Origin of the sequence: Herbaspirillum sp. BH-1, assembly GCF_002870055.1 — a bacterium.
GTDB classification, from domain to species: domain Bacteria; phylum Pseudomonadota; class Gammaproteobacteria; order Burkholderiales; family Burkholderiaceae_D; genus Herbaspirillum; species Herbaspirillum frisingense.
In genome coordinates, this window is sequence record NZ_PKOI01000007.1 from 138,991 (window position 1) to 152,917 (window position 13,927).

The following is a 13,927-nucleotide window of genomic DNA, read 5'->3' on the forward strand; positions in this document are numbered from 1 at the left end:
ACGATATTCAAGATATTCACGACATTTTCAGCGAGGACCCCATGCCCGTCCAAAAACCCACTTCCGGCAGCCTCTTCATGGTGGTTGCGCCCTCCGGCGCCGGCAAATCGACCCTGGTCAACGCCCTGTTGAAGCAGGAGCCGGCCATCAAGCTGTCCATCTCCTACACCACCCGCGCCCCGCGCCCGGGCGAAGAACACGGCCGTGAATACTATTTCACGGACGCGGAGGATTTCCTGAAGCGCCAGGCCGAGGGCGAATTCCTCGAATGGGCCGAAGTCCACGGCAACTACTACGGCACCTCGCGCCTGATGATCGCCGACCAGATCGCCAACGGCACCGATGTGCTGCTGGAAATCGACTGGCAAGGCGCGCAGCAGGTCAAGAAGCAGTTTCCCAATGCCATCGGCATCTTCATCCTGCCGCCGTCGATCGCGGCGCTGGAAGAGCGTCTGAAGAAGCGCGGACAGGACGAACCGCACGTCATCACCCGCCGCATCCTGGCTGCTGGCGGCGAAATCGCGCACTCCCCGGAGTTCGAATATGTTATTATCAATCAAGAGTTTGCCGTCGCTTTATCCGAGTTGACGGCCATTGTCCAGGCAGCCCGCTGCCGATTCCCGCAACAAGCCGCCCGCAACGCCTACCTGTTCACACAGCTGGGCATCCACGCGAGCTGAGCCTGTCAGGGCGCCGGACCGATCCATCCACACGCAAGACCGTCATTCAGGAGTTTTACATGGCCCGCATCACCATCGAAGATTGCCTCAAGCAGATCCCCAACCGTTTCCAGTTGACCCTGTCGGCCACCTACCGCGCCCGCCAGCTGCTGCAAGGCCACACCCCCAAGGTGGAAGCCAAGGACAAGCCGACCGTGACCGCCCTGCGTGAAATCGCAGCGGGCAAGGTCGGCGTGGAAATGCTGAAGAAGGTTCCGGCCTGATCCTGGTCCGTCCATGAAGCTGATAACGGACAAGTATGAGCCTCACCACTACCGACTCCACCTTATCAGCCGCTCCTAGCCCCAAACGTGCCACCGGTTCCGGTCGCACCGCACCTCCCAACGAAGTCGCCCCCGCCGCTGCCCACAGCGGCGTGGCGACTTTTGCGCATCTGATCCCCAAGCTCGAAGAGTACCTGACCCCTTCCGAACTGAAGAAGGTCAAGGAAGCCTATCGCTTCGCCGATGAGATGCACCTGGGCCAGATGCGCAAGTCGGGCGAACCCTACATCTCGCACCCGCTGGCGGTGGCCGAGATCTGTGCCGAATGGAAACTGGACGCCCAGGCCATGATGGCGGCCTTCCTGCACGATGTGATGGAAGACCAGGGCGTCAAGAAGGAAGAGCTGATCGAACGCTTCGGCGCCTCCGTGGCCTCCCTGGTGGATGGCTTGTCCAAGCTGGACAAGATCGAATTCCAGAGCCAGGTCGAGGCGCAGGCCGAGAACTTCCGCAAGATGCTGCTGGCCATGGCCCGCGACGTGCGGGTGATCCTGGTCAAGCTGGCCGACCGCCTGCACAACATGCGCACGCTGGGCTCCATGCCGCCCGAGAAGAAGCGCCGCATCTCGCGCGAGACCATGGAAGTCTATGTGCCCATCGCGCACCGCCTGGGCCTGAACAACATCTACCGCGAGCTGCAGGAACTGTCCTTCTCGCACCTCTACCCGCTGCGCCACCGCACGCTCTCCAAGGCCGTCAAGGCTGCGCGCGGCAACCGGCGGGAAGTCGTCACCAAGATCATGGAATCGGTCACCTCGACCCTGATCGCCGCCGGCATCCCGGCCCAGGTCGACGGCCGCGAAAAGACCCTCTACGGCATCTACCGCAAGATGCGCAACAAGCACCTGACGTTTTCGCAGGTGCTGGACGTCTATGGTTTCCGGGTGGTGGTGGACAGCTTTGCCAACTGCTATGTGGCGCTGGGCACCCTGCACTCGCTGTTCAAGCCCATGCCGGGCAAGTTCAAGGATTACATCGCCATTCCCAAGCTGAATGGCTACCAGTCGCTGCATACCACCCTGATCGGCCCCTACGGCACGCCGGTCGAGTTCCAGATCCGCACCACCGAAATGCACCGCGTGGCCGAGTCCGGCGTGGCCGCGCACTGGCTGTACAAGGATGACGAGGGCAGCCTGACTGACCTGCAGCAGCGCACCCACGCGTGGCTGCAATCGCTGCTGGACATCCAGAAGCAGACCGGCGACTCGGCCGAGTTCCTGGAACACGTCAAGGTCGACCTGTTCCCCGATTCGGTCTACGTCTTCACGCCCAAGTCCAAGATCATCGCCCTGCCCCGTGGCGCCACGGCGCTGGACTTTGCGTACAGCATCCACACCGACATCGGCGACCAGACCACCTCGGCCATCATCAATCACGAACCGGCGCCGCTGCGTTCCGAGCTGCACAACGGCGACATCGTCGAGATCATCACCTCGCCGACCTCGCGCCCCAGCCCCAACTGGCTGGGCTATGTACGCACCGGCAAGGCCCGCTCGGCAATCCGCCATCGCCTGCGCACGGCCAACAAGGTCGAGTCGCAAGCGGTCGGCCGGCGCCTGCTGGGTAATGCCCTGCACACCCTGGGTATCGACCCGGAACTGCCGTCCCACATCGTCGAGCGCCTGCTCAACGAATCCAGCGCTAAGACCATGGACGACCTGTATGCCGAGATCGGCATCGGCACCCGCATGGCGCCGCTGGTGGCACGTCACATCATGACCATGATGGATACCGGGGTGAGCGTGCCGCAGCTGGATCCGGAAGGCCATATGCTGCCCAACAAGCCCGACCCGGTGGTCATCACCGGCAGCGAAGGCGCATCGGCGCAGTTGTCCTCCTGTTGCATGCCGATCCCGGGCGACCGCCTGACTGGCTACCTGCGACCGGACCAGACCCTGATCGTGCATACCCAGGAATGCGAGACCGCCAAGCGCCTGCACGAGAAGGAACCGGAACGCTGGATCGAGCTGGTCTGGGGCCACGACCTGAACCGCCGCTTCGATTGCCGCATCACCATCCTGATCCACAACGAGCGCGGCACGCTGGCGCGCATCGCGGCCGAGATCGGCGAATCGGACGCCAATATCGTCTCGGTGGCCATGGACGACGAAGGTGGCAATGCCTCGATGAAATACCTGCGCTTCACCATCCAGGTCGAGGACCGGGTCCACCTGGCGCGCATCATGCGCGGCATCCGCAAGATCGACAGCGTCGCGCGTATCCTGCGCGACCGGGGCTGATGCCGGTGATGCCATGAGATGACGCCATGAAGAACGCCCGCAATCGCGGGCGTTCTTCATTTGGGGCCTTCGGGTGAACATCCAGGGCCACTCAGGCGACCGCCTTCTCCTGCACCAGGCCGACCTGCGCTTCTGCTTCCAGAAGGCGCTGGCAGGCCTGCGCGCCCTTGTCGGCGATGCCACGTTCCAGCTTGTCGGCGAAGAATTCGATGAGGGCACTGACTGCACTGGGCAACTGGCGGCGGTGCACATAGACCGCATAGAAGCCCATGGTGTCGCGCTGGTAATCCGGCAGGATGTTCACCAGGGTGCCATTGCGCAGGTCTTCCGAGGCCAGCATGGTCGGCAACAAGGCAATCCCTAGCCCGGCCCGCGCGGCCCGCAGCTGGCCCTGGGCGGTATTGACGCACAGGCGCGGCACCACCCGCACACTCTCGGGACCATGTGGCCCCTCCAGCTTCCAGACCGTGTGCTGGGGCGCCTGCGAGGTCGCCAGACAGGCGTGGGCGACCAGGTCCGCCAGGGCCTGCGGCGTACCCTGCCGCTCCAGGTAACGCGGGCTGGCAATGAGCGCCAGATGGCTTTGCACCAGTTTTCTGGCCACCAGGCTGGAATCGGGCAATACCCCGCCGCGGAAGGCCAGATCGATGCCCTCGGCAATCAGGTCGGCGCGGCCATCGTTGAGCACGAACTCCAGCTGCACCTTGGGATAGAGATGCATGAACTCATGCATCCACTCGATCGAAAAATTGTCGAAGAAATCCACCGGCGCCGCCACCCGCAGGCTACCGGTCGGCTCGCCCTGGCTCTCGGTCAGGCTGACGCTGGCGTGTTCGATGTCTTCCAGGCCGGGCGCGCAGCGTTCGAAGAATTCCCGACCCGCCGCAGTCATGTTGAGCTGACGCGTGGAGCGTTGCAGCAGGCGCACGCCCATGTTGGCCTCCAGGGTCTGCAGGCGCCGGCTGATGGTATTGGGTGGCATGGACAGCTTGCGGCCGGCGGCGGCAAAGCTGCCGGCACGCACCACATGCACGAACAGCCAGATGTCGTTCAGGTCTAGCATGGCGATGGCCTTCTTCCTCTATGTCCGTCTCGATCCCATTACTTCCAAAACTGGATCAGTGAAATGCGATTCTCGCATCTATTGGAGGAAATGAAAACTGGGTATTGTTCATCCCAATGCAAACGCCTTCCTGTCGAGGCGATGCCAACCGAACAATGTAAAGGAATGACCATGAGCACCCTGCTGCATATCGACTCCAGCGCCCGTACCGGCGGTTCCATCTCGCGCCAGCTGACCGCCTCCTTCGCCCAGCAATGGCAGGCCAAGAACCCCGGCGGCAAGGTCGTTCATCGCGACCTGGCCGCCAACACCCTGCCGCACCTGAGCGAATCCTTGATGGGAGCCTATTTCACCCCGGCCGATGCCCGCAGCGCCGAGCAAGCCGACGTGATCAAGCAATCCGACGCCCTGGTCGATGAGCTGCTGGCCGCCGACACCATCGTCATCGGCGTGCCGATGTACAACTTCGCACCGCCCTCGACCCTGAAGGCCTGGATCGACCACGTCTTCCGCGCCGGCCGCACCTTCAAGTACGGCGAAACCGGCCCGGTCGGCCTGGTCACCGGCAAGAAGGCCGTCATCATCCTGTCCCGTGGCGGCAAGTATTCCGAAGGTCCGATGGAAGCACTGGACTTCCAGGGCAAGTACCTCAAGGGCGCCCTGGGCTTCATCGGCATCACCGATGTCGAACTGGTGATCGCCGAAGGCGTCTCCATGGGTGAAGAGGCCGCCAAGCAAGCCGTCGCCGGCGCCGAAGCGAAGATCAACGCCACCGTCTGATCGCGCCAGCGGGCTTGCCCGCTCTCGCGCTGCCCATGTGAACGGGGCGCACCGCCAACAGCGGTGCGCCCCGTTTGCCGTGTTCCGTGTCAGGCTCAGTGGCTGCCCAGCCCCTTGTGCATGCGCCGCAAGCCCAGCCAGACGCAGGCCGCCACCACCGGCACCACCAGGCCGGTGGCCAGGTCCGGATTGATGGGCAGGCCCGCCGCCTTGGCCGCCTTGCCGGCATACCCCAGCAGACCGATCACGTAATACGAGATGGCTGCCACCGACAGGCCCTCCACCGCCTGCTGCAGCTTCAGTTGCTGGGCGGCGCGGGCATTCATGGATTCCAGGATCTGACGGTTCTGGCGCTCCTGCACGATGCCGATCCGGGTACGCAAGAGGTCGTTGGTATGGGCGATGCGCTCGGCCAGGGCTTCCTGGCGGCGGGCGATGGCCTGGCAGGTGTTCATGGCCGGCGCCAGCCGACGCTCCATGAATTCACCGATGGTTGGCACGCCTTCGATGCGCTGCTCGCGCAATTCCTCGATGCGCGCCTGCACCAGCCGGAAATAGGCCTGCGAGGCCGAGAAGCGGTAGCTGTTCTCCAGCGAGAGCTTTTCGATGCGTGCCGCCAGACCGGTGATCTTGCGCAGCACGCGCTCATCTTCGGCCTGTTCCTCCGGCGTGCCGGCGGTGGACTGCTCGGATTGCACCATGGCCGCCGTCAGCGCCGCCAGGTCGCCCTCGATCTGGTTGAGCAGCGGGCCGGATTGCTGGGCGTGCGGCAAGCCCAGCAAGGCCATCATGCGATAGGTCTCGATTTCCAGGATGCGCTGGGCCAGGCGCCCGCCTTGCAGCTCGCGCAGGCCGATGTCGCGCACCACGAAACGCGAAAATCCATCCGACTGGATCTGGAAATCGGTCCAGATTTCCCCGCCCTGCAAGACCTTGCTGGAACTCATCAGCTTGCCTTCGAAGATGCGCTGCATCTGGCGTGCGGTCGCAGCCGGGTCATCGTCACCGGGCTCCACCACCACATGCGCGGCCACCATCAGCTTGCCCTTGAGCGAGAGCTGCCACTGCTGGGGGATGTGCGCCAGCGGCGCGCGGGCGAAGGCCTGGTCGGTGGAGAGCGGCTCCTCATGGGCCTGGGCGAAGGTATAGGTGGCGAACTCGGTGTGGCACTCCCACTTCAGCCGGAAGCGGCCGAAGTCGTGATAGAAGTGCTTGGCCTCGCCACCCGGGGCGACCACGCCGAAATGGGCGCACAGGTCATCCAGCAGCGCATGCTGGGCGCTGGCATGGCGACCGCCATTGCCTTCTTCGCGCACATAGACGGCCAGGTGGGTGAGCGTTTCCGAACGTGTCAGCTGCAGGAAGGGGCGCGAATGCACCTCGGCAGCCAGGACGACGCGCTGCGGGTGGTTCAGGCTGGCAAAAACGATGGACATGGGACTTTCTCGTGGATGATTGCAATGCTGTGCGCCGGTCGCGCTTGTCGGCGACAGACTAACCGCCGGCCGGCCTGCAAGTCAGGCCGGGCCGCGGCGAAAACGGGTGGTGAGCCGGCGCGCCTACTGCGGCTGCGGCGGCGGATAGGTGACATCGAGGATGGTCAGCTGCTCCACGCCCGAAGGAGTCTGCAGCACCACCTCATCCCCTTCGCGCGCCTTGGTCAGCGCCCGCGCCACGGGCGAAATCCAGCTGATGCGGCCCTTGAGCGGATCGAGCTCGTCGATGCCGACGATGGTCACCGTATGTTCTTCGCCGCGCTGGTTTTCGTAATGCACCGTGGCTCCGAAGAAGATCTGGTCGCTGCCGTGATGCACCGAGGGATCGACCACCTCGGCATTGTCCAGCCGCTTGGTGAGGAAGCGGATGCGCCGGTCGATCTCGCGCAGGCGCTTCTTGCCGTAGAGATAGTCACCGTTCTCGGAGCGGTCGCCATTGGAGGCGGCCCAGGAGACCACGCGCACCACCTCCGGACGCTCCTCGTCGATCAGGTGCAGCAGCTCATCCTTGATGCGCTGATGGCCCTGGGGCGTCATGTAGTTCTTGGCCCCGGCCGGGATGGCCGGCAAGGCGATCTCGTCATCGTCGTCGGCGCCGTCGGATTCTTTTACAAATGCCTTGTTCATGTGCGAATGGATGGGTATGCAGGTTCGTTCTTATTGTAGCCGCATGCGTGGGCTCGCAACGGTACAGTTGGGACGATTAATCCTTGCATCAGTGTGCTGGGCGTGCGCCCGGCCCGCGACCCTGTCCGGCAACGGCAAGGCTCGCCCTTTGGCCCGCACTCGGCGATAATCTGCCTTCCCGCCTGGTCACAGGCTTACCACTCCACTGCTTCCGCGACCTCATGTCCTCCATCGCCCCTCGCTATCGTATCGGTCTCATCGCCAACCGCGCTCATCAGGACGCTACCGATTCCGCCCTGGTGCAGTTGCTCACCGGCTCAGGCCATCGCATCGAAAGCCTGCAACCCGAACTGATCGTGGTCGGCCGCACGCTCGACGCCATCGGCCAGATGAACCTGCTGCCCGGCTACCCGCATCTGGTGCGTTTCCCCTACGGTCGGCAAGGTGGCCTGATGAAGCTGGTCTCGCGCACGGTCGATCCCGACCCCGAGCGCACGCTGGACGCCGTGATCTATCTGGTCGATCCGGTCGACCCCTCCTCCACCTTCCCCGAGGCGGTGGCCCTGAAGCGCCAGTGCGTCATCCATGGCAAGCCCTTCCTGTCGACGCTGGCCGGCGCCCAGGAGTGGTTCGAACTGGAAGCCATCGCCAATGGTGCCGCGCCGGACAGCTTCCTGGATGAGCGCTTCCACCTGGAGCAGGAAGGCATCGCCCTGATCGCCCACGACGCCATGAAGTCGCGCATGCTGGAACTGGCCGAGAAGCACTTCGAGGTGCTGGACCGCTTCGCCTTCCGCTGCGCCACCGGCACCACCGGCGGCCTGCTCAACCAGCTGGCCATGAAGATCAAGGGAGATGCCGGCCGCAACTGGGTGCGCCCCTTCCTGTCCGGCCCGCTGGGCGGCGACGCGCAGATTGCCGAACTGATCCTGGAGCGCCAGTGCCGTCGCGTGCTGTTCCTGGAAGACCCGCATGTGGCGCGCCAGCACGAAGCCGACATCCAGTTGCTGGAACGGGCCGCCCGCACCGTGACCGGCTATGCCTCCTGCATGAGCGATGTCAAATGGGGCGACCGCTGGCTGTCCCTGATCAAGGCGCGCGCACTCTGAAGTCCGCATGACCGCATCCCCACCGCCGACACCGCCGCCCCACTCCGTGCCTCCGCAGCGCCCGGGGCGCTGGCGCCGCCGGCTGCTGGCGCCGCTGATCTATACCGCGGCCCTGCTGCTGATGCTGGAAGAATGGCTATGGGACGCCACCCAGGCGCTGCTGGCGCGCATTCCCGACTGGCCCTGGCTGGTGCGGCTGCAACACTGGGTGGAACGGCGCCCGCCCTATGTGGCGCTGCTGATCTTCCTGGCACCTACCCTGCTGCTGCTGCCGGTCAAGCTGCTGGCGCTGCTCTCGATCACGCACGGGCATCCGACGCTGGGCCTGGCCATCGTGCTCGCGGCCAAGGTATTGGGGACCGCGCTGGTCGCGCGCATCTATGCCCTGACGCGCCGCAGCCTGCTGTCACTGGCCTGGTTCCAGCGCTACCACGATCAGTTGCTCGCGGTGAAGGCCAGGCTGACCGCGCAGCTGCAGGCCACTGCAGGCTGGCAACAGGCAAAGCGGCTAGTACAGTTGTGCAGGCAACGTGTGGCAGATGTGAAGTCGCTTGTGCGGGCGCGCATGGCCCGGTCGCCGCGCTCCCCGCTGGCGCGCCTGATGCGCCTGCTGCGCAAGCTGGTGGCCCGCATGCGCAGCCGCTAGTGTTGAAAACCGTTGCAGAGAATGCTGCAAAAAGTCGAGCGCAAATGAAACAAGGCCGCCGTAGCAGTCTTGTTTGCAGATTCATCGCCACCCGGGCCGGGCAGGATCAGTCGTCATCATCGTCATCGATGTAGCCGTCCGGCGGCGGCGACATCTGCATCGTGGCATGCTGGCCGATATTGTTGTTGGAAATGCTGTTGCCCCACTCGAAGGCATGCTTTTCAGCGGCAAAGAAATCATCGGCCGACAGTTGCAGTTCATCCAGCAGGTACTGCATCTCGGCCTGATCCGGCGCCCGTTGCTCGGTGCACTCCACCAGACGCAAGGCCAGGCCGTAGAAGCCGCTGCGACGCAGCAGCGCCTCCCGGATCTCGGTACTGACGGTGATCTGGCGCAGCACCGTTTCCATGCTCATCCCGAACAGGGCATCGACCAGCGACATGATGCCCACCGTGAACGCCATCTCCGACATCTTGCGGCGCCCCGGGCGGATCTTCACCGTAATGAGTTCCAGCATCTTGCCGCGCGTGGCCGCCAGGATCATCAGCGGCGACATGGCGTGGGCACGGTCCTTCTCGGTATTGGCGAAGAGCAGGATCTGCAGCCAGCGCTTCAACTGCCGGCGACCCAGCACGATCAGGGCCTGGCCCAGCGAATCGATGAACTTCTGGAAGCCGTACACCGGGGTATTGACCAGCCTCAGCAGGGTCAGGCTCAGCGCCACGTCACGCTTGATGAAGCGCACGATCTCGGCATTGTCGACATTGCGCACCAGCAGCGTGAGCAGGTGCATGATGATCATCTTCGAGGCCTCCAGCTTCTTGCCCTGGAGGATCATCGGCTTGGCGAAGTAATAGCCCTGGAAGTAATCGAAGCCGAAGGTCATGCAGTCATTGAACTGCTGCAGGGTCTCGACCTTCTCGGCCAGCAGCTCTTTCTGGGCGCGCTTGAAGTGCACCGACAGCTTGAGCAGCTTGCTGGGATCGACTTCCATCACGTCGATCTTGATGATCTTCACCAGCGGCAGCAGTTCTTCGATCTCTTCCGACTCGGCCACCACGTCATCCAGCGCGAACACATAACCGGCCTTGGTCAGCTCGCGCACGCGCGCCACCAGTTCCGGTGTCACGCGTACCGTCTCCAGGATTTCCAGCACCACCTTGTCGGAGGGCAGGAAATAGATGAAGTCGCTCATCAGCACGGCCGCATCGACATTGATGAAGCCATGCAGGTTACCGATCACATTGGACAAGCCCAGCTCGGAGGCATGGGCAATCACCGCCGCCGTCGCCGTCACGTCATCCTTGACGTTGGCCGGACCAAAGGCCGCACTGCGAAACAGCAGTTCGTAGCCGATCAGGTCCTGCTCGCGGCTCAGGATGGGCTGACGGGCCAGGAAGAAATCCAGGGCGTGATGAGGGTGTTGCGCGTGCGGGGGCAAGGCGGATGGGTCGGCGGACTGGTCTGACATGGTTGTTCTTTTACTAACCCCTCGCGTTGCAATTCTTGACGTGTGGCAATCTCACTATTGTAAGCCGATTTCTCACGATATCGGCGACAGCGAGACTACCCTCGACGACAAAATCACAAATATTCACAACGCCAGGAGCCCCCGTCATCAGAGTTCTCCCGACTCCAGAACATATTCCGCGCTGTCATCCACGCCCAGCACCTCGATCAGGTAGGGCATGACTTCCTTCAGCGTGGCTTCCAGCGTCCACGGCGGATTGAGGATGAACATGCCGCTGTTATGCAGGCCAAAGCCATCCGGTGCCGGGCCGTGGATGGCCAGCGTGACATTGAGCCAGCTCTTGGCACCCAGGCGCTTCAAGCGCTCGGGCAACTGGCGCGATTCATTGCGATGCAGGACCGGATACCACACGGCATAGGTGCCACCCGGAAAACGCGTGAGCGCATCCGTGAGCACCTGGGCTACGTGGCTGTAGTCACGCTTGTCTTCGTAGGGCGGGTCGATCAGCACCAGGGCACGACGCGAGGGCGGCGGCAAGAGCGCCTTCAGGGCGTCGAAGCCATCGCCCCGATGCACCATCACGCGCTTGCCGCGCGCTGCCGGACGCTGGCCCTGGGCGGCGGCATGCGCCTCCAGCTTGCGGAAATTATCCGTCAGCACCTTCACTTCGCTGGGATGCAATTCGAACAGACGCAAGCGATCCTGCTCGCGCATGATCTTCTCGGCGCAATAGGGAGAACCGGGGTAATAGCGCATCTTGCCGCTCGGGTTGAGCGACTTGACCACATCGACGTATTCCTGCACCGCCGCTGGCAGGTCCTTGCGGTCCCACAGCTTGGCGATGCCGGTTTCATATTCGGCGTTCTTGCTGGCGTAATCTCCATCCAGCGCGTAGACGCCCGCGCCGGCATGGGTGTCGATGACCATGTAGGCAGTCTCTTTCTGCCCGAGATAGCGCATCAACTGGATGATCACCATGTGCTTCAGGACATCGGCGTGGTTGCCGGCGTGAAAAGCGTGGCGATAACTCAGCATGGAAAATTCACTTCTTGGATGGGGTTGATAGCGGGTGGCGGCACGGACCGACGCGGGTCACTGGGTGGGCCACCGAAAAGAGGAAAAGCTCATGCATTTTATCAAGGATACGTGAGCAGTTGTCGGACTAATCCGCCATTGTTACAAAGAAGACATGCCCGCAGCGCCGGGTGATGCGGCCCGGCCGCTGGCCCCGGCGCCGGCCCGGGATGCGAGTCCGGCACCCGGCAGTGCGCGCGACGCCCTTAGTTACCGGCACGGTCCAGCCGGAAATACGCATCCAGCAGGGAGGTCTTGAAGACCACCCCCAGCAGGCGCGGGTCTTCGGCGCTGGCGATTACCGGCAGGCGCTCACCCTGATGGTCAAGGAACAGTTGCAAGGCCTCGCCCAGGGACATGTCGGGCGTCACCTCGTGCAGGAAATGCGGCCGCAGGAAATCGCGAGCTACCCGGCCTGCCGCTTCCTTCTTGTCCAGCAGCCAGGAAGTGATGTCCTGCAACGCCACCACCCCAAGGTAACGCTGCTGTTCGTCCACGATGTAGACGTACTTCACCGGGTACTTCAGGAACAGGGCACTGATCTCTTCCAGGCTGGCCTGTTCCTGCAGCACGGTCTCGGCCGGCCGGATCAGGGCGCGCATGTGGGTGCCGCGCAGCCGCAGGCGTTCTTCGTTGTCGCGATGGCGTTTCAGGGTGATCTCGTACATCGAGCGGCCGTCCGTGCTGCGCGCCACCACATAGGCGACCACGCAGGACAGCATCAGCGGCAGCACCACCTGGTAGCTCAAGGTCATCTCGAAGATCATCAGGATCGCCATCAACGGCGCATAGGACGCCGCCGCCAGGAACGCCCCCATGCCCACCATCGCATAGGCGAAGGGTTGCGACATGTGGAACGGCAGCAAAGCCTGGGCCGTATCGCCGAACAGATAGCCGACCGCCGCCCCCACGAACAGCGTAGGCGTGAAGATCCCCCCGACCGCCCCCGAGCCGACCGTGATGGCCGTGGCCAGGACCTTGATCACCAGCACCATCAACACCGCCTGCCACAGCCAGGTCGTATGCAGCAGCGAATTGACCAGGCTGTAGCCATTGCCCCAGACCTCGGGCACCTCGATGGAGATCAGTCCGACCAAGAGTCCACCCACGCCCAGCCGCACCGGCAGCGGCAGGCGGAACTTGCCGAAGCCCTGCTTGCCCAGCTCCAGCACGCGCAGGAACTGCGGTGCCAGGATGCCGGCCAGCACGCCCAGCACCAGGAACAGCAGCACTTCCCAGCCACCGATCTCGGGGAAGTACGGCATTTCGTAGGCCGCCCGGTAACCCGGCAATTCGCGCATGGTGATGTTGGCCACCACGGAGGCCACCACCACCGGGCCGAAGCTCTCCATGACCAGCGAACCGAGCACGATCTCGGTGATGAAGAAAGCCCCTGCAATCGGCGCGTTATAGGCCGAGGTGATGCCGGCCGCCGCCCCGCAGGCCACCAGCAGCCGCAAGCGCGAAGAAGGAAAGTGCGAGAACTTGCCCACCAGCGACGCGCACAGGGCCGACAACTGCACCATCGGACCTTCGCGGCCGATGGAGCCACCGGAAGCAATCGACGCCAGCGAGGAGATGCTGCGCAAGAGCGTATTGCGCACCGGAATGGCGCCATCGCCGATGGCCACCGCCTCCATGTAGTCGCCGCCATTGCCGGCCGGGGTACGCTTGGCCCAGACCAGGAACAGGCCGGCAATCACGCCGCCGCAGGTCGGCAGCAGGATACGCACATGCCAGGGCAAGCCCTTGGCGATGTCGACGAAGCTCCCGTCATGTCCGGTCAGCCATATCTGCAGCAGCGCGATGCATTCGCGAAAGGCGATGGTGGCCAGGGCGCCGACGAAACCGGCCAGCGCGCCCCACAGCAGCATGGAATGGCTTTCGGACACACGACAGGCATTCAGTACCCGCAGCCGGTACTTGATCCAGAGTTCATGCATGGTCGCTGTCCTGCCCTTGCCTCTGGTCTTCCGCTATTTGCTCGTCGGCCGGCCGCATCAACGCCTGCAACTGCCGCAATTCGCCCGCAATGCTGGCCGCCGCCTTCTTCTGCATGCGACGGTAGCGTGCCAGCACCTCCTGCCCCAGCTCGGTCACCGCCGCACCACCGCCACGGGCGCCGCCGGTCGCAGTGGCCACCAGCGGGCTGGCGAAGCAGCGGTTCATTTCCTCCACCAGCAGCCAGGCACGCCGATAGGACATGTCCATCTCCCGGGCCGCGCCGGAGATCGATCCGGTCTGTGCGATCGCCTGCAGCAGATCGGCCTTGCCCGGCCCGAAGGCAATGGTCTGGCCCTGCATCACGCGCACTCTCAAGGTCTTGGCATCATTCATGCGCGTGATTGTACAAGGGCCTTGTACGTGCGGCCAATGCAGAGCGGGCGGTTGACGTTCGTTATATCCTTACGTATATTT

The 13,927-nt window shown here is 63.7% G+C and carries 13 protein-coding genes; 6 read left to right on the top strand and 7 right to left on the bottom strand.

The window, feature by feature from the left end:
* Window positions 1-41 precede the first annotated feature (41 nt).
* From gmk to HBH1_RS11890, 3 genes are read left to right on the top strand one after another with little or no spacing between them, the layout of a single operon-like run.
* The gene (gmk, locus tag HBH1_RS11880) at window positions 42-680 is read left to right on the top strand and encodes a guanylate kinase (protein WP_102662923.1); all 639 of its coding nucleotides are present in this window, start codon (window positions 42-44) and stop codon (window positions 678-680) included.
* Window positions 681-739: 59 nt separating this feature from the next.
* Window positions 740-943 (top strand): DNA-directed RNA polymerase subunit omega, encoded by a 204-nt coding sequence (gene rpoZ / locus HBH1_RS11885; RefSeq protein WP_006462590.1) that lies wholly within the window; start codon window positions 740-742, stop codon window positions 941-943.
* 35 nt (window positions 944-978) lie between these two features.
* Window positions 979-3,243 (top strand): RelA/SpoT family protein, encoded by a 2,265-nt coding sequence (locus HBH1_RS11890; RefSeq protein WP_006462591.1) that lies wholly within the window; start codon window positions 979-981, stop codon window positions 3,241-3,243.
* A gap of 91 nt (window positions 3,244-3,334) precedes the next feature.
* Here the strand turns inward: HBH1_RS11890 and HBH1_RS11895 are convergent, their stop codons facing one another.
* Window positions 3,335-4,306, bottom strand: a complete 972-nt coding sequence (locus HBH1_RS11895; protein ID WP_102662924.1) for a LysR family transcriptional regulator — start codon at window positions 4,304-4,306, stop codon at window positions 3,335-3,337.
* 171 nt (window positions 4,307-4,477) lie between these two features.
* Between HBH1_RS11895 and HBH1_RS11900 the strand changes: the two genes are divergently transcribed.
* Entirely contained in the window at window positions 4,478-5,086 is a 609-nt protein-coding gene (locus HBH1_RS11900) for an FMN-dependent NADH-azoreductase (RefSeq protein WP_102662925.1), read from the top strand.
* A gap of 95 nt (window positions 5,087-5,181) precedes the next feature.
* On the opposite strand, the gene HBH1_RS11905 is transcribed toward HBH1_RS11900, so the two are convergent.
* Together HBH1_RS11905 and greB are read right to left on the bottom strand one after the other, a co-directional pair.
* Window positions 5,182-6,522, bottom strand: coding sequence for a DUF3422 family protein (locus HBH1_RS11905; protein ID WP_102662926.1), 1,341 nt, complete (start codon window positions 6,520-6,522; stop codon window positions 5,182-5,184).
* Between the two features lie 123 nt (window positions 6,523-6,645).
* Window positions 6,646-7,209 (bottom strand): transcription elongation factor GreB, encoded by a 564-nt coding sequence (gene greB, locus HBH1_RS11910; RefSeq protein ID WP_006462595.1) that lies wholly within the window; start codon window positions 7,207-7,209, stop codon window positions 6,646-6,648.
* A 221-nt stretch (window positions 7,210-7,430) separates the two neighbouring features.
* Here greB and HBH1_RS11915 point away from each other — a divergent pair, with 221 nt between their 5' ends.
* Both HBH1_RS11915 and HBH1_RS11920 read left to right on the top strand, forming a co-directional pair.
* Window positions 7,431-8,318 (top strand): methylglyoxal synthase, encoded by an 888-nt coding sequence (locus HBH1_RS11915; protein ID WP_102662927.1) that lies wholly within the window; start codon window positions 7,431-7,433, stop codon window positions 8,316-8,318.
* A 7-nt stretch (window positions 8,319-8,325) separates the two neighbouring features.
* Complete coding sequence (locus HBH1_RS11920) at window positions 8,326-8,964, top strand: hypothetical protein (RefSeq protein ID WP_102662928.1); 639 nt, start codon at window positions 8,326-8,328, stop codon at window positions 8,962-8,964.
* Window positions 8,965-9,070: 106 nt separating this feature from the next.
* Here the strand turns inward: HBH1_RS11920 and HBH1_RS11925 are convergent, their stop codons facing one another.
* From HBH1_RS11925 to HBH1_RS11940, 4 genes are all read right to left on the bottom strand, one after another.
* The gene (locus HBH1_RS11925; protein ID WP_102662929.1) at window positions 9,071-10,435 is read right to left on the bottom strand and encodes an EAL and HDOD domain-containing protein; all 1,365 of its coding nucleotides are present in this window, start codon (window positions 10,433-10,435) and stop codon (window positions 9,071-9,073) included.
* Between the two features lie 147 nt (window positions 10,436-10,582).
* Window positions 10,583-11,470, bottom strand: a complete 888-nt coding sequence (locus tag HBH1_RS11930; protein ID WP_006462599.1) for a 23S rRNA (adenine(2030)-N(6))-methyltransferase RlmJ — start codon at window positions 11,468-11,470, stop codon at window positions 10,583-10,585.
* Window positions 11,471-11,715: 245 nt separating this feature from the next.
* On the bottom strand, window positions 11,716-13,452 hold the full coding sequence (locus HBH1_RS11935) for a ClcB-like voltage-gated chloride channel protein (RefSeq protein ID WP_102662930.1): 1,737 nt from the start codon (window positions 13,450-13,452) through the stop codon (window positions 11,716-11,718).
* Window positions 13,445-13,846 carry a winged helix-turn-helix domain-containing protein gene (locus HBH1_RS11940; RefSeq protein WP_102662931.1) on the bottom strand — a complete coding sequence of 134 codons (402 nt, stop codon included), beginning with the start codon at window positions 13,844-13,846 and terminating at the stop codon, window positions 13,445-13,447. The genes HBH1_RS11935 and HBH1_RS11940 overlap by 8 nt, the downstream gene beginning before the upstream one ends.
* Window positions 13,847-13,927 lie beyond the last annotated feature (81 nt).